This window comes from Rhodococcus sp. WS3 (assembly GCF_003797085.1).
Taxonomy (GTDB): domain Bacteria; phylum Actinomycetota; class Actinomycetes; order Mycobacteriales; family Mycobacteriaceae; genus Rhodococcus_F; species Rhodococcus_F globerula.
This window is the reverse complement of sequence record NZ_RKMA01000004.1, coordinates 78,160-98,595: the sequence shown is the minus strand read 5'-3', so window position 1 is coordinate 98,595 and position 20,436 is coordinate 78,160. Positions and strand designations below refer to the sequence as shown.

Genomic DNA, 20,436 nt, shown 5'->3' with positions numbered 1-20,436 from the left:
AACAAATGCGGACTAACTTGACCGAAATCGGTGAATCAGATATCGGACGGACGGTGAGACATGGCCGTGACGGCGGCGTTGCGCGCGGCACTCGCGCGGGCACAGAGTGCGGATCAGGACGGCGAGCCGGTGTACTCGCCGTTGCGCGGTCTGGGTCGGCGGCGGCTGACGCCGATCGATCTTCTCGGACAGTCGTTGTCGACCATCGCACCGGCTACGGGAATGGTGTTCATCGCATTGTGGATGATCACGTACAGCCCTGGGTACGCAGGTTTGGCCGCCATCGCCGCGACAACGTCGGCAGTTTTTCTGGTTGCGCTCTGCATCACGCATTTCACCCGCAGGCTGGCGGCGGCTGGTTCGCTCTACAGCTTTGTCTTCCAAGGTACCGGAACCCGAAGTGCGCTTTTAGTCGGAGCCGCGTTGGTCGTCGGGTATCTCGGGATCTCGATATCGGTGTTGGCCCAGGCGGTTCCCAGTCTGCTGGATACGATTTCGCTCATCGGCACCAATGTAGGCGGGCCGCTTTCGACGGTAGTGGTGACCGTACTGATCGCCCTCACCGTTGCGTGGATAGCGGTGCGTGGAGTTCGGTTTGCGACCCGCGCGATTCTGGTGATCGAAAGCTGTTCGTTGATCTTGATCATCGCGGTGATGCTGGCAACCCGTACCGATACGACAAGCACTGTGTCACTGCCGAATCAGTCTTTGAGCGTGGTTCCTTTTCTGGCGATGCTGACTGTTCTGAGTATGGCCGGATTCGAGAGTGCAGCATTCTTCGGTCCAGAGGCCAAGCGCCCGTTGATCACTGTCACACGCACAGTGCTGATTTCGCCGATCATCTGCGGGCTACTATTCGTCTTTGCAGCGTGGGCGGCGATGACGGGGCATGGCGCAACCATCGTCGGGGCGTACTTCCAGGGGACGGCATCCGGTGCCAGTGCCGGGGTAGTTCTGGCGGTCAAGGTCGGTATGACGTGCTCGTGGCTGGCATGCACTCTCGGCTGCGCGCAAGCGGGTTCGAGGTTGTTGTACTCCATGGGCGTCGAACGGGTGCTGCCGTCATCGCTCGCCCGGATGCACCGTCGATTCCGAACCCCTTACATTGCGGTCCTCGCGTTTGTCTCCGTCAGCACAGTCGGCGTTCTTCTGTTTTCCGATGCGGTGAGAGATGATTCAGGCTCTTTCGACGGAGTGGTGGAAATTGCCCTCGTGTGCGCGTACACGTTGGTGGCCTTTGCGTCCTGGAAGTTCTTGAACCGAATCGGCGAGCACACAGCGGTGACACGTGTGTGCACGTTGTCGGTCAGCGTCGCCGGGGCCGGTTTGCTTGTGTACATCATTCTCGACGGTGCCGTCCACGGAATCTGGGCGCTGCCGTGTGCTGCTGGAGCGCTTGCTGCATCCGGAGTGATCTGGGGTGCAATTCTCCGGCGGGTGCGGCCTGAGAGTCTGACGGCGGTAGGAGCTTTCGACAGCCTTGAAACTGCGGACCTCCTACCTGGGGCCGGAACACTCCTTATCGGCGACGACGGTCGACGACGCCTGGTGCCGGATCGTTCTGCCGCAGACCGCGACCTACCGGAGTGGGGCGAGTGAGCGCCGACCGCGCCACCACCGGCACCAGAGTCGGCAAACGGACCAGCGACGAATCGCACTTCAGCGGGCAGCAACCCAAAGCGGTTCAGAAAGCGCTCGGGATGCTCGAGGCGGTTGCGCATCTGGGACCGGGAACAACCGCGAAGGAGATCGCCACTTTCGCGGGAGTTCCATCGGCCACGGCGTATCGGATGCTGAATCTGTTGGTGGCAGAGGGTTTTCTCGTGCGGGTACCTGACCTGTCCGGCTTTGCGTTGGGGCGTCGGACGGCTGAGTTGTCGCATGCCGCAACAACGAGTGGCCCGGCGCCGTCGCTGCACGAACAAGTCGAAGACATGCGTACCCACACGAGATACGGATTGCATGTTGCGTCGTTCAACGCCGGGCGACTCCGATTCATCGACAAGGACCCTGATCACGAGATCATCGGGATAACCACGCTTTCGAAGAACATCCATGCAAATGCGCTGGGCAAACTTCTGTTGGCCTACGACGAGCGGCTCGTTGTCGATTTGGAACTACGTCGACTCACCGAATTCACGATCGATGATCGTGCCATGCTGGCCGAGCAGTTGCGTTCGGTTCGATTGCAGGGGTTCGCGTTCGAGAATCAGGAATCCCGGCTCGGGCGGTCGGCGTTAGCGGTGCCCATTCGCGATCATGCCGACCTGGTCGCCGGCGGATTGTGTATCCAGGGTTCGTGCGAGCGTGTCACTGTGGAAGACCGAGAGTTGGTGGGCTTTCTCCTCGATTGCGCGCGGCGTCTCACAGGGCTGATCTGAGATGTCAGCGTAGACGGGTGGGTAGTCCCGCGGTCATCAGGACAACCGACTCGGACGCATCGGCGATGCGTGCGTTCAGTAGGCCGAGCAGGTCCCGAAAGAGACGACCGGACTTGGTTTCCGGAACAACTCCACTGCCGACTTCATTGGTGACTGCAATGATCGGGACAGGGCAGGACTTCCAGGCAGCTAGCAACTGATCGATGTCTTCGCGAACCGCAGCGGTGTTGCCGTCCAGCCAGGCATCGTGGCGATTCATCTGTGCGGTCAGCCAGGTACCTAGGCAGTCGAGCAGGATGGGGTCGGTTGAGCCGGAGAGTATTTCGATTACATCGACGGTTTCGAGCGTTGCCCAGGTTGCCGGCCGCCGCGCGCGATGTGACGCTACCCTTTCCGTCCAGTCGGGATCGTCGTCATGTGGATCTCCGGTGGCGATGTATGTGACGTGCCGGTATCCGGACAGTAGTGCTTCGGCGTAGGTGGACTTGCCCGCCCGGGCGCCACCGGTAACCAGAGTTCGGCCAGGCGCTCTGGAGCCGATGCGCAGCACTGTGCCGTCGAGAACGGTTCGTGCGCCGCACTGTTCTAGTGCTGCCGAGAGTTCGTGTGCGAGCGGGTTGTGGTGGCCGAGGTGGACGGCCACGATGTCGGTTCTGTCTGTGACCGCGCCGACCTCGCGCAGTGTGGCGACCGTCCGGGCGAAGCTGGGCAGATCATGGTGCCCGGTGCCATGATCGGTCTTGAATCCGAAGGTTTCCTCGAGGAAGAGCGCGTCGAACGAGGCGTTCTCGAGCTGGGCGATTGTCGACGGTGCGAGGGGCCCGGTGTCGGTGGCCCAGAAGATGCGGGCACCGGCTTGGTCGGTGATGTCGTAGAGCAAGGTCGGAACTTCGTGCGTCGCTTCGAGAGCACGAACGTCATAGGTACCCAGTGTGACCGATTGGCCGGCGACAAGCGGTGTGAAGGTGACCGGGTCGTGTGGCCCCACCCAGTCGCGGCAGAGATCAAGGGCGTCAGGCGGTCCGAGTACCTGCAGTGGTTCGGTGCGATCGGCCCATGACCGGAAGAGCAGCGCCATCGGGCCGAGATGATCGGGATGCGAGTGAGTGAGCAGGATGTGTTCGACTCCGGCAAGGGTGCGGCCGGATCGCGAAGCGGCGCGTGGTACTTCGGGGCCGCAGTCGAGCAGGATTCGATTGTCCAGCAGGGCCGCTGTGTGCCCTCGAACCGTGCCGCTTGCCAGTGCGGCGGTGCAGGATGTGCACTCGCAGAAGGGGTTGGGCCAACCGTCGGCGGCGCCGGTACCCAGCATCAGCAGTTCCATCAGCGGCCGTCCTTCTCGCGGATCGGTACCACGACGGGTCCGCTCGGTCGATCGAGAACCTCGACGCGGGCGCCGTAGATCTCGCCGAGGAGGTCGGAACGTAGAACGTCGGCCGGTGGTCCGTCTGCCACCACGCGGCCCCGATCGAGCAAGACGATGCGCGATCCGTACTGCCCCGCGAGAGTGAGATCGTGCATCGCGGCAATCACGGTGATGTTGTCCGACAAGCGCATTGCCTCCACAAGATCGAGGACCTGCTGCTGGTGTCCGATGTCGAGGGCGCTGGTGGGCTCGTCGAGGAGCAGCACTTTCGGTTCCTGCGCGAGCGCTCGGGCCAGCACTACTCGCTGCAATTCACCGCCGGACAGTTCGGTAGCCCGGCGATCGGCAAATTCAGTGAGGTCCAGGCGCTGAATGACGTTGTTGATCACCATGCGATCGGCGGCGGTCTCCGTGCCGAAGCGTCGTAGATACGGAGTTCGGCCGAGCGCGACAAGTTCGGTGACTGTTGCGCCCTCCGGTACCACGGGCCGTTGTGGCATCAGCGCGACAACTTGAGACATGGCTTTGCGACCGGCATCTCGAGGGTTACGGCCGGAGACGGTGAGTTGGCCGGCAGACGGAATCAACCCGGCGAGCGCATGCATCAGCGTGGTTTTCCCGGCGCCGTTCGGTCCCACAACAGCAACCCATTCACCCTCTGCAACGTCGAGTCCGATGCCGTCGACAACGTTGTTGCCGCCCAGGACAACCCGAAGGTCCTGGCAGTGAACGGCAAACTCGGTCATGCCGACACCCGACTGCGGCGTAGGACGAGCAGGAAGAACGGGGCGCCGATCATGGCTGTCACAACGCCGATGGGAAGTTCGGCGGGGGACATCAATGATCGGGCGGCAACGTCGGTGAGGACGAGGAACGCTGCGCCCAGCATCAGCGACAGCGGGAGAAGCAGTCGATGCGAAGGTCCTGCGACCAGTCGAACGGCATGGGGAACAACAATTCCCACAAAGCCGATGAGGCCGCTGGCACTGACCACTGCTGCTGTACCGAGAGTTGCCGCAAGAACCAGGACGAGTCGAGAGCGGGCGGGATCCACACCGAGACTGGCTGCCTCCACGTCACCAACTGCCATGACGTCGAGTACTCGACGGTGAATCAGGATGACTGCCGAGGCCACAATCACGTACGGCAGCACAACAAGAACTTCCGACCAACCGTCCGTCGACAGACCGCCGAGCAACCACGAATAGACCTCGCGCAGTGAATCGTCGAACCGTTGCTGCACAAAAGTTTGCGCGGCATTGGTGAACGCGGCCACCGCAACGCCGGCCAGAATGATGACGACCGCGTTCTGGGCGCCGCCGATACTGCGGCCCAGAGCATACGTGATGAATACGGCTAGAACGCCACCGACAAAGGCGGCCATGGGGATTCCGAACATTCCCACAGCCCCGCCGGAGACGATAGCCAACGTTGCGCCAAGTCCGGCACCACTGGACACTCCCAGAAGATATGGATCGGCCAACGGATTTCGGAACACACCCTGATACGCGGCTCCCGCGACGGCCAGCATCGCGCCCACCAAGGCACCCAGGACTACGCGGGGAAGTCGGATCTGCCAGAGAATTGCCTGCTGTTGAACGGTCAGCCCGGAATCGATATCGACGCCCGGAATCCCGTCGAGCAGTTCGAGAATGACCCGATCAGGGGTAAGGCCTGCCGGTCCCACCAGAACGCCGATCAACAGTGACACACATAAAATGAGTGCGGCACCGACCAGCGCGGTGGTTCGATGGTTCGCGAGACCGGCCTTGTGCATCAGAGAACTCAGGCCGTCGGAACCTGCGCCACGATCGCGGCAACAGCTTTCACCTGGTCGGTGACGCGGGGTCCCCATCGACTGGACAGGTCTTCGTCGAGTACGTGGATCTGGTTGCCGGTCACAGCCTTCATCCCGTTCCAACCGGGGCGCGCTGCAACAGCTTCCGCGGTGACACCGCAGCACTGCGAGTCCGCCAGGAAGATCAGATCAGGGTTGGCCTGAACCACGAACTCGGCCGAAAGCTGCGGGTAATCGCCCTGAGCGGCTGCGTCGGCGATGCTCTTCATGCCGAACAGACCGTAGATCTGGCCGATGAAACTTGTGCTCGTCACCGTGTAGAGCGAGGAGTCGAGTTCGTGGAAGTACGTGAGGGGCTGCTCGCGGGCCGGAACGCTCGCCACCGCTGCGTCGATTTCGGTGCGCATGTCACTGACCACCTCGGCACCCTCTTCCTCGTGGCCGGTTGCGATCGCGACGCGTTCGATCTGTGCGTAGACGTCGTCGATGCTCGTTGCCGCCGGCAGAAGGAGAGTCGGCACCTTTGCCTTCTGAAGCCCGGACACGAGGTCGTTCATGTCGTCGGACGCAATAACCAGATCTGGTGCGTAGCCGAGGATGGCTTCGACGTTGGGCGAGAAGCCGGACAGGTCGGTGACCGGGATGCCGGCCGGGTAGTCGGACTGGTTGTCGACGGCCTTGACCTGATCACCCGCGCCAACAGCCCACAGCGTCTCGGTAGCGCTGGGGCTGAGTGAGACGATCGACGTCGGACGCGCCGCGATCGTGATGTCGGTGCCAGAACCGGTGGGACCGGATTCCACCGTCACAGGGAATGAGCCGTCGGAGACCGCTGACGTGGTGGGGGTGTCGGAGGTGGTGGAACTGCTGCAGGCACCGGCCAACAGCGCCGTACTCACCGCCAGCGCCGCAAAGATCGATCGGAACGTGCGTGTCGGCCGAATGTTCACAGCCACCCCTCCATCAGTGCGGAGAAAGTCGCCATGCGGCGCGGCCGGAGGGCTGGGCTGCACGAGCGTCCTTCGTCCGAGGACCATCGTGTCGCCACGAGGCTGGGTGACCTGACTCGTTCATCCGTGGGTATACGGACAACTTCACAGTTGCGTCGACAGTGCCGGGCTTTCACCGGACTTCACAAGCAGCGTGGCACCCCGGAAACCCGGGGCATTTGCACTTTACAGGGGCGGCCACTCTTGACTCGAGCGGCAAAGGCACGGTAAATATCTATTCCACTAATGAACTAGTGAAAGGGTTCGGATGATCGACTTCCGTATCGACCGCCGATCCGGCATTCCCACCTACGTGCAATTGGTCGTCCAGGTGAAGCAGGCACTACGGCTCGGTGACCTACAGGTCGGTGACCGTCTGCCTACCGCCAAGGATGTTGTGGGGGCTCTTGCCATCAACCCCAACACTGTTCTGAAGGCTTACAAGGAACTCGAACGCGATGGTCTTGTTGCGCCGCGGCCGGGGTTGGGGACGTTCGTGACCAAGTCGCTCGCGAAGCCGGGAATGGCGGAGAACTCCGCTCTGCGGGCAGAGCTTTCCCGGTGGATGCGTGACGCAGTGGCGGCGGGCCTCGAGCGCACGGATATCGAGGCACTGGTCGACATGGAACTCGAGCGTGAGTTCGTCAAATCTGATTCGTCCGAGAGTGAGGGGGAGACATCGTGACCGAGCAAGAATCTGCGCTCACCATGGCTGACGTGGACAAGCGCTTCGGGCGCAAGAAGGTGCTCGACGCATGCACCTTCGAAGTCGAGGCAGGGAGCATCACCGCGCTTGTCGGCGTCAACGGTGCCGGCAAGTCGACACTCATGTCCTTGGCAGTGGGATTGACGACGCCGGATCACGGCGCGATTTCCGTACTCGGCGCCGCTCCGAGTCGTGACGGCATCAGCCCGGGCCTGGCCTATCTGGCCCAGCACAAACCGTTGTACCCGAAATTCACTGTCGCGGAACTACTTCGGTTCGGCGCCTACACCAATGACAGCTGGGACGCGAAGTACGCGCTTGCCTTGGTGGAACGTGCGGACATTCCGCTCGACGCGAAGGCCAAGACGCTCTCTCCCGGTCAACGAACCAGGGTGGCATTGGCTTTGGCGCTCGGACGCAGGCCGAAGCTCCTGCTCCTCGACGAACCGTTGGCAGATCTGGATCCCCTTGCCAGGCGGTCTGTCGCTACCTCGCTGCTCGAAGATGTCGCAGAGCACGGCACAACCGTCCTATTGTCTTCACACATCATTTCCGAATTGGCAGACGTCTCGGATCGGTTACTTCTTCTCGGCGACGGCAATGCTCGACTCTCCGGATCGTTGGATGAATTGGTCTCAGCCCATTACGTATTGGTTGGTGATGGCGATCCGTCGGACGTGGTGGGTGGCGGCACTGTTGTTCACACCGATGTCGGGCTGCGTCGAAATTCCCACCTCGTGGCCGGTCGTCGACCGAATGAACTACCAGGTTGGAGTGTCGACGATGCAACTCTGGACGATCTAGTGCTCGGGCATCTGAGCGCAGAAGCGAAGGTGTCGGCATGATCTGGGTTACCTGGCGGCACCATCGAACGTCGCTCATTGTCTCGCTGGGAATCATTGCGGTGCTCGCGCTTACGGGCTTGGTCGGTGGTGCAATTATCAAGAGCGACGGCAGTGGCCGCCCCTTCGGATCGTTTTTCGGTTGTTTCGGCAACACAACGGCGATCTGTGCGGCTGAAACTGCTCTGACTGCGACCACTCTCATTGCAACGATGCTGCCGGTGTTCCTGGGAGCATTGGTTGGTGTAACAGTGTTTTCCCGGGATATCGAGCAGGGAACACATGTGTTGGGGCTTACCCAGTCGGTCAGCCGGGCTCGCTGGTTCTGGACCAGAGTGCTGGTTGTCTTTGTTCCGCTGACCGTCGCTGCTGCGTTGCTCGGTTTCGTGTTGGAGTGGACTCGGAGGCTGCCCGCCAACAGCAACTTCGCATTTGTTGCCGGCCGAGCGACATTCGTCGACCCACCGAACCTGTCGTATCCTTCCTTTCAGTCCAGCGGATTAGCCTTGGGTGCATACACATTCATGGCTCTGATTCTTGGCGCGGCTCTCGCGTTGCTGGTGCGGAGTTCGATCGGTGCAATGGCGCTGACGATGGCCGGTGTCGTGGCAGTACTGGCCATGTTTCAGTTTGTCGTGAGGCCGCACTACGCGGAGCTCAGCGTCGAAGCATCGCCACTGGACGGATCCAGTAGATACTCTTCGTATTTGGGCGGTTACGACCAATTTGGCGGCGACTGGGAAATCGAGCAGGGGTACGTCGACATCCAGGGAAATTTCGTCGACGTTGATTATGACGAATGCACCTGGAATGGCTCTGGCGACGAGAATCCGTACGATCAGCGTCCCGAGGAGACGGGCGCCGAGTACACAATCCGTATAGATGTACTGATGGCACAGCAGGATCGAGACATGGAGGTCTGTCTGCGCGAGCACGGAGCAGACCACCGCGAGATCCGCTACCATTCGTCCGATCAGTTCCGCCGATTCCAGGTGACGGAAGCAGCTCTGGTGCTGGTTCTTTCGGGAATGTTCATGATCCCCGCGCTATGGGGCCTGCGACGCCTCAAGCCGTAATGCTCAGCCGGTGACCGGTGCGACGCTCAGCTGATTGATGTTCGCGCCGGTCATCGAGCAACCCTCGGTGGGGTAGGGGAGGAACACCGCATCGTAGGAGTTGGGCGGGTACACACGTAGTCCGGCGACGTCGGTGACACCACACTGGTCGGCTGGATAGTTCTCGACGTTGGTGGCGCGAACCAAGGCGGTTCCAGCGGAACCCGGTGCGAGGGAGACCGCAGATCCGGAGCCAGTGCGCGTTGCCGCTGCGCCCACCTCGCTGCCGTCTGCGCCGGTTACGTAGGAAACGCCGGGGAAGCCGTCGAGGGTGCAGGTGCGCGTGCTGGTGTTGGTGAAGACCACCGGTAGTTCGGTGGAACCGGCGGCGCCGCTTGCCTGTCCGAGGGTGACGCTGAGTTCTGCGACCGTGCAGTTCTCAGGACTGACCTGTGTACTCGATGCTGCCGAGTGGGTCGCGTGCGTAGTTGTTGCCGGAGCCGGGCCGGGCGCTGCGGATGTCGGTAGCGCCGAGGTAGTGGTGGGAACAGTAGTGCTGGTGGCTGTGTCGGAGCTGTCGGATCCGCAACCGCTGACGAGGGCAATTGCGGTCAGCGGTGCTGCGAGCAGGACGATCCGACGTATTACTGTGGGATTCATGGTTCGCTCCTCCGGCCAGCCGACATGTGTGTCCGGTATATCCGAATCATGGTTGGGATGTGCGGGAATGCGGCAACTGAGTGCGCCATTTCACGCACCGAACGTGAGGAGATTCGATGCCGACAGTTCCGAACGCGAGGCCTGATCCCGACCCACATGACATCAAGCGCTGGCGACGCTATCTCGCCGACGAGCAGGCAGAAGCCGCGGTGTACCGCGACCTCGCAGGGCGGCGCACCGGTGAGGAACGCGAGATCCTCCTAGCGCTCGCCGAAGCTGAGGGTCGGCACGAGGCACACTGGCGTGCCCTCCTCGGCGAACATGTCGGAAAGCCGATGCCCGGCGACATACGCACTCGTATCCTCGGGTTCCTCGCCCGACGATTCGGCTCGGTCTTCGTTCTTGCGCTCGCTCAACGTGCAGAGACCCGATCGCCTTACCCGAACGACGCGGATGCAACTGCCTCGATGGGTGCCGACGAGAAGATCCACGAAGAAGTGGTGCGCGCGCTGGCAACTCGTGGGCGCAATCGGCTTTCGGGGACCTTCCGCGCGGCCGTGTTCGGCGCAAACGACGGTCTGGTGAGTAACTTGGCCCTGGTTCTCGGTATCAGTGGCAGCGGAGTCTCGAATCAGATCGTGTTGCTCACCGGTATGGCCGGACTGCTGGCAGGCGCACTGTCGATGGGTGCCGGTGAATACGTTTCCGTCCGCTCGCAACGTGAACTGTTGGAAGCGTCCACTCCAGGTACCGACGCGCGCGATGCCGTCGGATTGCTCGACGTCGACGCCAACGAGTTGGCTCTGGTGTACCGAGCCCGCGGCATGACGGCAGAAGAAGCCGAAGTGAGAGCGGCGGAGGTCCTGAAGCACAACAACTTCGGTGTGACAGATGTCGAAGACACTCACGAGTCTGTCGGCACCGGTTTGGGAGCTGCAGCCGCCAGCTTCTGTTTCTTTGCCTCCGGCGCAATCATTCCCGTGCTGCCGTACCTGTTCGGGCTGGAAGGTGTGACGGCCCTGATCGTGGCTTCGGTGCTGGTGGGTATCGCCCTTCTGGGCACCGGCATTGTTGTGGGACTGCTTTCGGGCGGTCCGCCTTTCAAGCGGGCGCTCCGTCAGCTTGCCATCGGTTACGGCGCCGCGGCGGCAACATATCTACTCGGAATGCTGTTCGGGACATCGTTGTAGAGCACCGGCCTCGAGGTCGCACGATCTCGAGGCCGGCGTCACCAGCTCGCTACAGGTCTCGCGCCAGCGCTCGGCCTGCCGCGCGGCCCGAGAAGATGCAGCCACCGAGGAAGGTTCCCTCCAAGGCGCTGTACCCGTGGACGCCACCGCCACCGAAGCCGGCAACCTCGCCAGCTGCATAGAGGCCGTCGAAGACGCTGCCATCGGCCTTGATCACTTGCGAGTCCAGATTGGTTTCCAAGCCGCCGAGCGTCTTTCGGGTGAGTAGGTGCAGACGAACAGCGATCAGTGGGCCGTTCTTGGGGTCCAAGATCTTGTGCGGAGCAACGACGCGCACGATTTTGTCTGCCAGCAGATTACGGGCACCGTGGATGGCGGTGACCTGGAAGTCCTTGCTGTACTTGTTGTCTACCTCGCGGTCGCGGGCGATCATTTCGCGCTCGATGTCCTCGAAATCGAGTAGTGGCGTGTCGGTCAGGGCATTCATGCCGTCTACCAAGTCGCGAAGGTTGTTGCGCACCACGAAGTCCGCGCCCTTCTGCTTGAAGGCTTCGACAGGGCCGGGTGCACCCTTCTTGATGCGTTCGAGGAGGAGCTTGAAATCTCGATTGGTGAAGTCCGGATTCTGCTCCGATCCCGAGAGGGCAAACTCCTTCTCGATGATCTTCTGATCGAGGATGAACCAGGTGTACTCGTGGCCGCTGTCGAGGATGTACTTGAAGGTGCCCATCGTGTCGAACCCGGGGAAGTTGGGTACCGGCAGACGCTTGCCGGTAGCGTCGAACCACATCGACGACGGTCCGGGGATGATGCGGATTCCGTGGTTGGGCCAGATGGGATTCCAGTTCTGGATGCCTTCTGTGTAGTGCCACATGCGGTCGCGGTTGACGATGTTTCCGCCCGCGGATTCGGTGATTTCGAGCATCCGTCCGTCGACGTGTGCGGGTACGCCGGTCAGCATGTGCTTCGGCGCCTTGCCGAGTCGTTCCGGCCAGTTCTTCTTCACCAGCTCGTAGTTGCCGCCGATTCCGCCGGAGGTCACCACGACAGCCTGTGCGGCGAACTCGAATTCGCCGACCGGGGTCCGGGAACTCTCAACTCCGCGAAGGTTGTTGGAAGGTTCCAGAACGGTGCCGCGGACGCCGGTGACAGCGCCGTCGGTGACCACCAGTTGATCGACCTGGTGGCGGTGCTTGAACGTGACCAGTCCGCGTTTCTGGGCGGCGATCACTCGGCTCAGGAACACGTCGACGACGCCGGGGCCAGTTCCCCAGGTGAGATGGAATCGTGGTACTGAATTGCCGTGTCCGAGAGCCATTCCGCGGCCGCGCTCGGCCCAGCCGACGTTGGGCATCAAACGAAGCCCCAAGTCGTGCAGGTACTGACGCTTGTCGCCGGCCGCGAATTCGACGTACGCCTTTGCCCATTGGCGGGGCCAGTGGTCTTCACGATCCCGGTCGAAGGCCGCGGTACCCATCCAGTCCTGCATGGCGAGGTCGAGTGAGTCCTTGATGCCGAGTCGGCGTTGTTCCGGACTGTTGACGAGGAACAGTCCACCGAGTGACCAGAACGCCTGAGCGCCGAGGTTGGCTGCATTTTCCTGTTCTACGACAAGGACTTTGCGTCCCGCACGGGTCAGTTCGTACGTGGCGACAAGGCCGGCAAGCCCGGCCCCGACAACGATGACGTCGGCATGTTCGCTCATGGGGACTCCTCTGATGATGGGTGGGGCGGGATTGGTTCGGTGTAGGACAGCAGGATTCGAGTAAAGATGTCGAGGCGAAGGGCAAACGCGGCGTCGGTGTCGGGATCGACCAGGCACTGCACGCTGGTGCCGTCGTGAACCGCGACCAGGGCGCGCCCCAATGTGGTCGGATCTCCCACGATGCGCCGTCCGACGTCACCGAGTGCGGACTGCACCAGGGGAAGCAAAGTCTGGAGTATCGCGTCTTCGCGGTCGGCCACTGCAGTTCGCAGTGCATCGTTGCGGAGTGCGTGCGCCGTGAACTCGGCATTGATCCGGTACCACTGCGCGTCTACCGGGACTACGGAAACAATCCGTCCGACGACGGCAGTCATGTCGAGGGAGTCGGTACTGATTGCGGCGGTGGCTGACTTCAGGTCAGCGAGCATCGCGGCGGACTTTTGTTCCCACATGGCAAAAAACAGTTGATCAAGGGAGTCGAAGTTGGAGTAGAAGGCGCCACGTGAGTATCCGCCTCGTTCGCAGATCTGCTCGACGGTTGCGTGTCCGAATCCCTGGTCGCCAAAAACCTCAGCGGCGGCGTCGAGAAGTCGTTGACGCGTTTGACCTCGACGTTTAGTGACACGTTTTGTAGGGGAGGTGTCAACATCCGTCATCGGTACCTCCTTGTGCTGGTTTCCTAAACGATACACGGATGTATCCGATGCGATCGCGTATCGATAAATTTGCCTTTGACCGGTGTTTCTATCCGTATCTAGAAAATTCACAAGATTAACGAATATCTGTATATGTGCGGTGGCTGACGGTAAGAATCATCGCGATTTCAACCCTGTTGCCGGGCGCGCTCGAACGGTCTAATGGAGTCTTTGCCCCTGTTTGTTGTTGTCGATCCGAAGGAACTGCCATGTCCTTGCGCTTCCACTGGTACCTGCCCACCTATGGCGATTCCCGGAATCTGATGGCCGGTGGCCACGGCAGTGGCATGTCCGGAGATCGACCGGCCACACTGAAGTACCTCAATCAGATCGGCGCCGCAGCCGAGGCCAACGGCTTCGAAGCAGTCCTCACTCCCACGGGAGCCTGGTGCGAGGATGCCTGGCTGACGACGGCGATGATGATCGACACCACCGAAACCCTGAAATTCCTTGTCGCTCTGCGGCCCGGCCTGACGAGTCCGACGTTGGCAGCTCAGATGGCAGCAACATTTCAGTGGCAATCAGGTGGACGGTTGCTCCTGAACGTCGTGACCGGCGGCGAGGACTACGAGCAGCGGACGTTCGGCGACTTCCTGGACAAGAATCAGCGTTACGCGCGTTGCGGCGAGTACCTCGACGTCGTCCGTCAACTGTGGGCAGGCAACGGTCCGGTCGATTTCTCCGGCGAGTACGTCAGCGTGGAAAATGCTGAGCTGCATCGCCTTCCGGACCCGGTTCCGCCCGTCTTCTTCGGCGGATCGTCGCCCGCTGCGGGAACCGTCGCTTCGCGCTTTGCCGATACCTACCTCACCTGGGGTGAAACACCATCTGCTGTTGCCGCGAAAATCGCGTGGATCAGGGACTTGGCGGAGATCCAGGGGCGGCGGCTCGATTACGGAATTCGTTTGCATGTCATCAGTCGTGACACGGCCGAAGAAGCCTGGGCTGAGGCTGATCGTCTGCTCGGCGCTCTGGATCCGGCGACGGTGGAGCGTGCGCAGGCGAACCTCGCCCGGTCGAATTCGGAGGGCCAGCGCCTGATGAACGAACTGCATGGCGGTGGATCCGCATACCGGGAAGGCATCGGTGCGCGTTCACTGGAAATTGCGCCCAACCTGTGGACGGGAGTCGGATTGGTGCGCGGTGGTGCGGGTACCGCTCTGGTCGGTTCGCACGAGGAAGTTGCCGACAGAATTGCGGAATACGCGACAATCGGGTTGGACCACTTCATCTTGTCGGGCTATCCGCATCTCGAGGAAACCTACCAGTTCGGTGAGGGAGTTCGTCCCATCCTCGAGCGTCGTGGTCTGGTTCGCGGCGCAGTGGCGACTCGGGTGTAACCGCATGCGGGACATTGGTCCTTGATCTGCCTTCGGTCCATGCGACTCCGGCGGTTCGAACGACCCGGCGGGATGGGTGGTTCTACCCTTTGCTGGATGCCGTCGAACGTGATCGAGAGGGATGTCAATGCAGATACAGGGCCGAAGTGCAGTTCGTCGGGTAGTCGGGACCGTCGCTGTAGCCGCGGCAGCGCTCGGTGTCGGGGTGTTGATCAACCCGGGCGTCGCGTCGGCAGCGACGACGGCGCCCGAGGTGTCGTACTCGGTTGACGGTAACGACCTGACGCTGACGGTGCGCAATACCAACACGACGATCACCTCGTGGTGCCAGGTATTTGTCCTGAACGCGGCGGACGCGGCGGCTGTTGCCCAGGAGCCCGGCAAACTACTCGATCCGAATGTTGTTGTTTATCCGGATGTTTCGGATCCATCCACGCTTTTCGGAGTCGGAGTGGGCTCGACCGTTACCAAGACTGCACCTGATCTTCCCGACGGTACGTACGCCGTTGTCGGCGGATGCGTCGACTTCCGCGACGGAAGTGGACTCACCCCGACAATCGGAACTCCCGCCGTGGTTATCATCGGCGGTCCCCTCGGCGGAATCGATACCGGTAGTCTCACAGGACTGTTCGGCAGCTGAGCGGAGAAGGTTATGGCCACAAGTGGATTCACCAGAATTCTCAGCAGCATTGCACTGGCGTCCGCTGCGGCGATCGGAATGGCATTTCTGACGCCGGCTGCTGCGTCGGCAGAACGGGTTGTATTGCCACCCCCGCTCTCGGTGAGTGTGTCGGGCAACAACATTACGTTCACTATCAAGAATCCGAATCCGCGACTGAGCCTGATCAACTGCACACCGGCGATTGTCGATATCAGGAATCTGCCCGCCGTCATCAGTGACCCGGCGTCGTTGCTCGATCCCGGTGTCCTTGTCTATCCACAGGTTACGAACATCGGTGATCTGTTCGGAGTCCTTCCGCAGCGAGAGCTGACCAAGACTGTCACCGATATTCCCACCGGGGTTTACGCGGTTGTCGGTGCCTGCGTGTTCATTCCGAGTCTCATTCCGCCGATCACGACGCTTCCGGCCATAAGCTTGCCCGAAGTTGTGGTTGTCGGCGGATTCTTCGAAGGGCTCGGAACGGGAAGTGTTTCAGGCTCGTTGGAAGGTCTCGGGTTCGAGAGTGTGAACGATCTCATCGAGGCCTGGGAGCGGATCTCCGCCGGAAGTAGTGATTCGGGTAGCGGTAACGGCAGTGCCGTCAACACCGGTAGCAACAGCGAGAGCCTCGGCACCAATCTCGGGAGCTTCGACTTCCAAGGCGGCTCGGGCATAGATGTAGTCGTGCCCACCTCGTAGCGAGTTCAGGTTCGCGCGCGATGGCGTCGTACCGCGTCTCGATTTGAACAGGTCGGGGAGCAGTACCGTTGTCTGCCGTTGCGTGAGGTGTCCGCATAGATGTTGGTGCACTCCTCGAGGGAACATCGGCCCAGACGATGCATTCCGCGGCCCACGAGGTGTAGTGCCGTCCCAACTGAAAACAAGGCTTTCAGGACCTCGGCAAGCGACTGCTGTGGATCGCGGTAGTGCAGATGCCAGCCATCGCCCGCGTGATTGGTCATGCGTGGGTAGGCCGACGCTTGCTCCAACATGACGTTCACCAGTTCGGCACGGGCATTCTCATCTGTGACGTCGACGATTTTCGACCATTCGATCAGGAGGTCGAGCGTCTCTCCGAGGTCTTTCTCGGCGATGGGGAAATCGAGAATGATGCCCGCCTCGACGCAACGTTCGACGAGTTCATTCAGGTTCTGGGGATGGCGATTGGCCAGGTCGGCGGCCAAAGTCACCGCATATTCGCCGTAAGGGTTGAGATGCATAATGGCATTACACCATGGTTGTCGTATGAAGAAAACAGAACTTGCCAGCGTCAGGTGCATCCACCGGTGGGAAATCGAATCGCGTCATCGGACCAGTGAAGGGACTGTCACCTACCTGCGCTGCCACTGCGGGTCGTGGCAAACCCTTCTCACCGAATGGATGTCAGGGGGTACCGGCTCGGCCATAGCCGCGCCGACAAAGGCTCGGTCCAGGTCGTGATCGCATGCCTCGGTGAGTTGGCGCGTTCGGGTTAGTGTGCCGACATGGGCTTCTCGTTGACCTTCATGCGCATCAAGCAGGACGAGCAGGTTGATGCCGACCGCGGCGGCGTCGCCGACTTCCTCGAACGGCGTGGCCTGCAACTCGTTGCGGGCCGGTACGGAGGAGAGATCTTCGATCTCGACGGCAAGCCTCTGAGCTTCGACGATCGTTTCTCTGACCTGTACCTCGACCCACTGGACAAGAGTGATCCTTTGAGTGGCGGTATCTTTCATGCCAGCCTTACCGGTGCAGAGTGCGAGTTCATCTACGAGCTGTGTGTCGCCGCCGGTTTCATGATCGTCAACCCCTCTGGTGATCCGACGTTTCTTGTGCCGCAGCGCAACCACGCGCCTGAAGACCTTCCGGAACTCGACGACGCGGCTTGGGTGGAGAGCCCCGCCGAACTGTTACAGGCCCTCACCGGGAGCTTCGACGAGTTCCGCGCGTATCGGAACAAAGTGCTCTCGCAGTACCCAGATCCCGGCAGAAAGCGCCTATAGCGTCAAAATCCAAGTGTCGCTGCCTCCGTCGAGGTGCCAATCCTGTCGCGGGCCATCCCATTCGCGTGCGACATCCGTGAGCCAGATGGTGGTGTCGGGGTCCCATCCGCCCATGACTGTGGCGGTCTCGGCGTCGACATGAAGTACCCGCGTCGCGCTGCTGAGATAACCCAAAAGCGTGAGGTGCACGGCGTCCCACTCATTCGCGACACGCTCCCAATCGGGGATGACCCACCGGCCGTCGCGGCCGGTGGTCTGGAACCACACATGTCGGCGGGCGCGGTGACCTCGAGCGGAAACTCACGGCACAGCAGGATCCAGTCCTCGGCCGAACGAACCTCGAACGTCCGCCCGGCCCCGCGGACCGGTATCGAGGTCGCTTGCTTCCACCCGTAGCCGTCTTCCTCGAGGCCCAACCCAGCAGGAAGTCGACCGATAGTCTCGACAAGTCCGAGGGGGATTGACCACCATGTTCCGCCCCAACTGGCGTTGGGGTCGCGTGGGCGTTCCCGCGCGGCGCGTTCTTCTTCGGCGCGTTCCTCGATTGCCCACTGGCGCAGGGTTTGTCGCGGATGTTTCGGCAGTGGTGGCCAGGCATTGGCCGATCGCCAGTCGATGGCCCACTGCTCGGTCCGGCGAGACTCCGTGAACCACTCCATGATCGGGGACGTCGCAATTCGCTCGGCAATGTAGGCGAGGGCTGATCGGATGATCGGGTGGCCCGCGAGCACGTCAGCACCGTCCGGCTCCTGCCAGTACATGGCAGAGTTCACCGATCGTCCCAGAGCGGTCACTGTCTGCGTGGTGTCGAGGCCGGACAGATCGAGCGACGCAAGGTCCGCGGAGAGGTACTCCAGCATGGAAGCGGGGAAGGGTTCGGCGTCGTCCACCCATGGCGCGGGAACGAGAATCCCCTCACTTGTTTTCTCGACACCGTGGGCGAGCCGGAAGATTGCGCTAGCAATGTCCGGTTCCAACTCCCTGGCAAGTTCGAGGCACAAACGTCGACCTCGCGGCCCTTCCAGGATCGATTCCACATGTGGGGTCATCTGACTACCTTTGCATCCAGTCGATATTGCGCTTACTAGTTCTCTCTAGGACACGCCCTAGATGACGGCATATTCGGCTAGCTGACTTGTACCGTCGATGGGCATGGACCCCGTACGCAATCCATATGCCCCTGGCGCCGGCCAACGGCCGCCAGAACTGGCCGGTCGAGACAAGCAGATAGACGCGTTCGACGTCGTGCTCGAGCGCATCGCGCGCGGTCGACCCGAGCGCAGTGTTGTCCTGACCGGGCTCCGCGGTGTGGGAAAGACCGTGCTGCTGAACCAGCTCAGGTCGGCGGCCATCTCGAAGAGCTGGGGGACGGGCAAGATCGAGGCTCGCCCCGACCAAGACCTGCGACGCCCACTGTCGTCGGCCCTGCACATGGCCGTCCGGGAGATTGCGGTCTCGCATCGCGATCCTGAGCGGGTCGAGCAGTTTCTCGGTGTTCTGAAATCGTTTGCGCTCCGGGCGACGGCAGACAAGGGGATGCGTGAGCGGTGGCAACCAGGTATTGACGCGCCGGCGCTCAAGGGGCGGGCCGACAGCGGCGACATCGAAATCGACTTGGTCGAACTGCTGATGGATGCGTCGTCGTTGGCGCGGGACGTCGGTGTCGGTATCGCGATTTTCATCGACGAAATGCAGGATCTCGGTGCGGCAGACGTATCGGCGATCTGTGGGGCCTGCCACGAATTGAGTCAGGACGCAGCACCTTTGATCGTGGTCGGAGCGGGACTTCCGCACCTGCCTGCAGTGTTGTCGGCATCGAAAAGCTATTCGGAGCGGCTGTTCAGCTACCACCGGATCGATCGACTCGAACGTGATGCGGCAGACCAGGCGTTGATCGCACCCGCCGCACGTGAGGATGTCGAGTTCACGGACGCAGCGCTCGACGCTCTGTACGCCGCGGCGGACGGCTACCCCTATTTTGTTCAGGCTTACGGAAAAGCCACGTGGGATGTGGCCGCGTCGAGTCCGATCACGAAAGACGATGTGCGGGTAGGTGCTCCGACGGCCGAGGAGGAATTGGCGGTCGGGTTCTTCGGATCACGGTATGAGAGAGCAACCCCGGCAGAGCGGGAGTACATGCGAGCCATGGCAGATCTGTCCGGTGACGACGGGCCGGTGGCGACGGCAGCGATCGCGGTTGAACTCGGACGCAAGCCCGCATCGTTGTCGCCGGCGCGTGACGGGCTGATCAAGAAGGGACTGATCTACTCCGCGGAGCGAGGCTCGATCGGATTCACGGTGCCGCACTTCGGCCGCTACTTGCGTGGGCAGGCAGAGTGAACGCGCTCGAGACCGCGTGGGATCGGGTTACGGCGATCAGCCCTGCTCCGCAAGCCTGGGTAGTTCCGCTGGCAGCGCTTGTCGCCGTGGTGATCGTCCTCGAACCACACCTGTGGCAGGTTGCCCGCAACGTCGTGACCATCGCACACGAGGGCGCTCATCTCATTGTTGCTGTCCTGGTCGGCCGCCGGTTGAAAGGTCTTCGGCTGCACTCGGATACGTCGGGGGTTGCCATCTCCTCGGGTAAACCGACAGGATTCGGCGTCATCGTGATGACGTTCGCGGGCTATGTGGGTCCGTCGATTCTCGGACTGGGAGCGGCCGCCTTGTTGGGTGCGCAACGGGCGGTGTTGGTGTTGTGGATCGGACTGTTCGTTGTTGCGGTGATGATGGTGTTGATCCGCAATCTGTACGGAGTGTTTTCGCTTGCCGTAGTGGGGGCGGCGCTGTTTGCTCTCGTGTGGTGGGGATCGGCGGAACTGCAAGTGGCTGCCGCATACTTCTTGACGCTCTTCCTGCTGTTTGCCGGACCCCGCCCGGTCGTCGAACTGCAGCGTCAGCGGAGCCGCCGCGGCGGTGCGCCGGATTCCGACGCGGATCAACTGGCCAGACGATCGCCGATACCCGCGATCGTGTGGGTCACGTTGTTCTTCGTGGTGAACGTGGGAGTGCTGGCTGTCGGCGGTTGGTGGATCCTGCGTCCAGTCATTGCTTGAGTATCAATTG

At 61.6% G+C, this 20,436-nt stretch carries 21 protein-coding genes; 12 read left to right on the top strand and 9 right to left on the bottom strand.

From position 1 onward, the window contains the following. Positions 1–60: 60 nt before the first annotated feature. The gene (locus tag EEB13_RS28195) at positions 61–1,599 is read left to right on the top strand and encodes an APC family permease (RefSeq protein WP_141486782.1); all 1,539 of its coding nucleotides are present in this window, start codon (positions 61–63) and stop codon (positions 1,597–1,599) included. Continuing rightward, positions 1,596–2,381 (top strand): IclR family transcriptional regulator, encoded by a 786-nt coding sequence (locus EEB13_RS28190; RefSeq protein ID WP_033233521.1) that lies wholly within the window; start codon positions 1,596–1,598, stop codon positions 2,379–2,381. The genes EEB13_RS28195 and EEB13_RS28190 overlap by 4 nt, the downstream gene beginning before the upstream one ends. A gap of 4 nt (positions 2,382–2,385) precedes the next feature. Here EEB13_RS28190 and cobU read toward each other — a convergent pair whose 3' ends face one another. The 4 genes from cobU to EEB13_RS28170 are packed head-to-tail and all read right to left on the bottom strand — an operon-like array spanning position 2,386 to position 6,495. Beyond that, positions 2,386–3,705 (bottom strand): bifunctional adenosylcobinamide kinase/adenosylcobinamide-phosphate guanylyltransferase, encoded by a 1,320-nt coding sequence (cobU, locus tag EEB13_RS28185; RefSeq protein WP_141486781.1) that lies wholly within the window; start codon positions 3,703–3,705, stop codon positions 2,386–2,388. Beyond that, the gene (locus tag EEB13_RS28180) at positions 3,705–4,493 is read right to left on the bottom strand and encodes an ABC transporter ATP-binding protein (RefSeq protein ID WP_045065303.1); all 789 of its coding nucleotides are present in this window, start codon (positions 4,491–4,493) and stop codon (positions 3,705–3,707) included. The genes cobU and EEB13_RS28180 overlap by 1 nt, the downstream gene beginning before the upstream one ends. After that, positions 4,490–5,524, bottom strand: coding sequence for a FecCD family ABC transporter permease (locus EEB13_RS28175; RefSeq protein WP_045065301.1), 1,035 nt, complete (start codon positions 5,522–5,524; stop codon positions 4,490–4,492). The genes EEB13_RS28180 and EEB13_RS28175 overlap by 4 nt, the downstream gene beginning before the upstream one ends. Positions 5,525–5,532: 8 nt before the next feature. Then, positions 5,533–6,495: an ABC transporter substrate-binding protein gene (locus EEB13_RS28170; protein WP_141486780.1), complete on the bottom strand. Its 963-nt coding sequence runs from the start codon at positions 6,493–6,495 to the stop codon at positions 5,533–5,535. 307 nt (positions 6,496–6,802) lie between these two features. Between EEB13_RS28170 and EEB13_RS28165 the strand changes: the two genes are divergently transcribed. From EEB13_RS28165 to EEB13_RS28155, 3 genes are read left to right on the top strand one after another with little or no spacing between them, the layout of a single operon-like run. Then, positions 6,803–7,219: a GntR family transcriptional regulator gene (locus EEB13_RS28165; RefSeq protein WP_141486779.1), complete on the top strand. Its 417-nt coding sequence runs from the start codon at positions 6,803–6,805 to the stop codon at positions 7,217–7,219. After that, positions 7,216–8,085 (top strand): ABC transporter ATP-binding protein, encoded by an 870-nt coding sequence (locus tag EEB13_RS28160; RefSeq protein ID WP_092804328.1) that lies wholly within the window; start codon positions 7,216–7,218, stop codon positions 8,083–8,085. The genes EEB13_RS28165 and EEB13_RS28160 overlap by 4 nt, the downstream gene beginning before the upstream one ends. Further along, positions 8,082–9,158 (top strand): ABC transporter permease, encoded by a 1,077-nt coding sequence (locus tag EEB13_RS28155; protein ID WP_141486778.1) that lies wholly within the window; start codon positions 8,082–8,084, stop codon positions 9,156–9,158. Before EEB13_RS28160 ends, EEB13_RS28155 begins: the two co-directional genes overlap by 4 nt. A gap of 3 nt (positions 9,159–9,161) precedes the next feature. Here the strand turns inward: EEB13_RS28155 and EEB13_RS28150 are convergent, their stop codons facing one another. Next, positions 9,162–9,797: a DUF4232 domain-containing protein gene (locus EEB13_RS28150; protein WP_045065294.1), complete on the bottom strand. Its 636-nt coding sequence runs from the start codon at positions 9,795–9,797 to the stop codon at positions 9,162–9,164. A 116-nt stretch (positions 9,798–9,913) separates the two neighbouring features. Here EEB13_RS28150 and EEB13_RS28145 point away from each other — a divergent pair, with 116 nt between their 5' ends. Beyond that, a complete protein-coding gene (locus tag EEB13_RS28145) occupies positions 9,914–10,987 on the top strand; it encodes a VIT1/CCC1 transporter family protein (RefSeq protein ID WP_141486777.1) in 1,074 nt (357 codons plus the stop codon). Between the two features lie 49 nt (positions 10,988–11,036). On the opposite strand, the gene EEB13_RS28140 is transcribed toward EEB13_RS28145, so the two are convergent. Next, positions 11,037–12,692, bottom strand: coding sequence for an FAD-binding dehydrogenase (locus EEB13_RS28140; RefSeq protein ID WP_033233497.1), 1,656 nt, complete (start codon positions 12,690–12,692; stop codon positions 11,037–11,039). Continuing rightward, a complete protein-coding gene (locus EEB13_RS28135; RefSeq protein WP_033233495.1) occupies positions 12,689–13,348 on the bottom strand; it encodes a TetR/AcrR family transcriptional regulator in 660 nt (219 codons plus the stop codon). The genes EEB13_RS28140 and EEB13_RS28135 overlap by 4 nt, the downstream gene beginning before the upstream one ends. A gap of 248 nt (positions 13,349–13,596) precedes the next feature. Here EEB13_RS28135 and EEB13_RS28130 point away from each other — a divergent pair, with 248 nt between their 5' ends. The 3 genes from EEB13_RS28130 (at position 13,597) to EEB13_RS28120 (ending at position 16,087) form a co-directional block, all read left to right on the top strand. Beyond that, positions 13,597–14,727, top strand: a complete 1,131-nt coding sequence (locus EEB13_RS28130; protein WP_141486776.1) for an LLM class flavin-dependent oxidoreductase — start codon at positions 13,597–13,599, stop codon at positions 14,725–14,727. Positions 14,728–14,848: 121 nt separating this feature from the next. After that, complete coding sequence (locus EEB13_RS28125) at positions 14,849–15,367, top strand: hypothetical protein (RefSeq protein ID WP_261984665.1); 519 nt, start codon at positions 14,849–14,851, stop codon at positions 15,365–15,367. A gap of 12 nt (positions 15,368–15,379) precedes the next feature. Then, entirely contained in the window at positions 15,380–16,087 is a 708-nt protein-coding gene (locus EEB13_RS28120; protein WP_141486775.1) for a hypothetical protein, read from the top strand. 5 nt (positions 16,088–16,092) lie between these two features. Here EEB13_RS28120 and EEB13_RS28115 read toward each other — a convergent pair whose 3' ends face one another. Further along, positions 16,093–16,608 carry a CGNR zinc finger domain-containing protein gene (locus EEB13_RS28115; protein WP_033233491.1) on the bottom strand — a complete coding sequence of 172 codons (516 nt, stop codon included), beginning with the start codon at positions 16,606–16,608 and terminating at the stop codon, positions 16,093–16,095. A 264-nt stretch (positions 16,609–16,872) separates the two neighbouring features. On the opposite strand from EEB13_RS28115, the gene EEB13_RS28110 reads away from it, so the two are divergent. Beyond that, the gene (locus EEB13_RS28110; protein ID WP_141486774.1) at positions 16,873–17,370 is read left to right on the top strand and encodes a hypothetical protein; all 498 of its coding nucleotides are present in this window, start codon (positions 16,873–16,875) and stop codon (positions 17,368–17,370) included. A gap of 2 nt (positions 17,371–17,372) precedes the next feature. On the opposite strand, the gene EEB13_RS28105 is transcribed toward EEB13_RS28110, so the two are convergent. Beyond that, positions 17,373–18,419: a hypothetical protein gene (locus EEB13_RS28105; RefSeq protein ID WP_222839822.1), complete on the bottom strand. Its 1,047-nt coding sequence runs from the start codon at positions 18,417–18,419 to the stop codon at positions 17,373–17,375. A 103-nt stretch (positions 18,420–18,522) separates the two neighbouring features. Between EEB13_RS28105 and EEB13_RS28100 the strand changes: the two genes are divergently transcribed. Further along, positions 18,523–19,710: an ATP-binding protein gene (locus EEB13_RS28100; protein ID WP_141486773.1), complete on the top strand. Its 1,188-nt coding sequence runs from the start codon at positions 18,523–18,525 to the stop codon at positions 19,708–19,710. Next, entirely contained in the window at positions 19,707–20,426 is a 720-nt protein-coding gene (locus EEB13_RS28095; RefSeq protein WP_141486772.1) for a M50 family metallopeptidase, read from the top strand. Before EEB13_RS28100 ends, EEB13_RS28095 begins: the two co-directional genes overlap by 4 nt. Positions 20,427–20,436 lie beyond the last annotated feature (10 nt).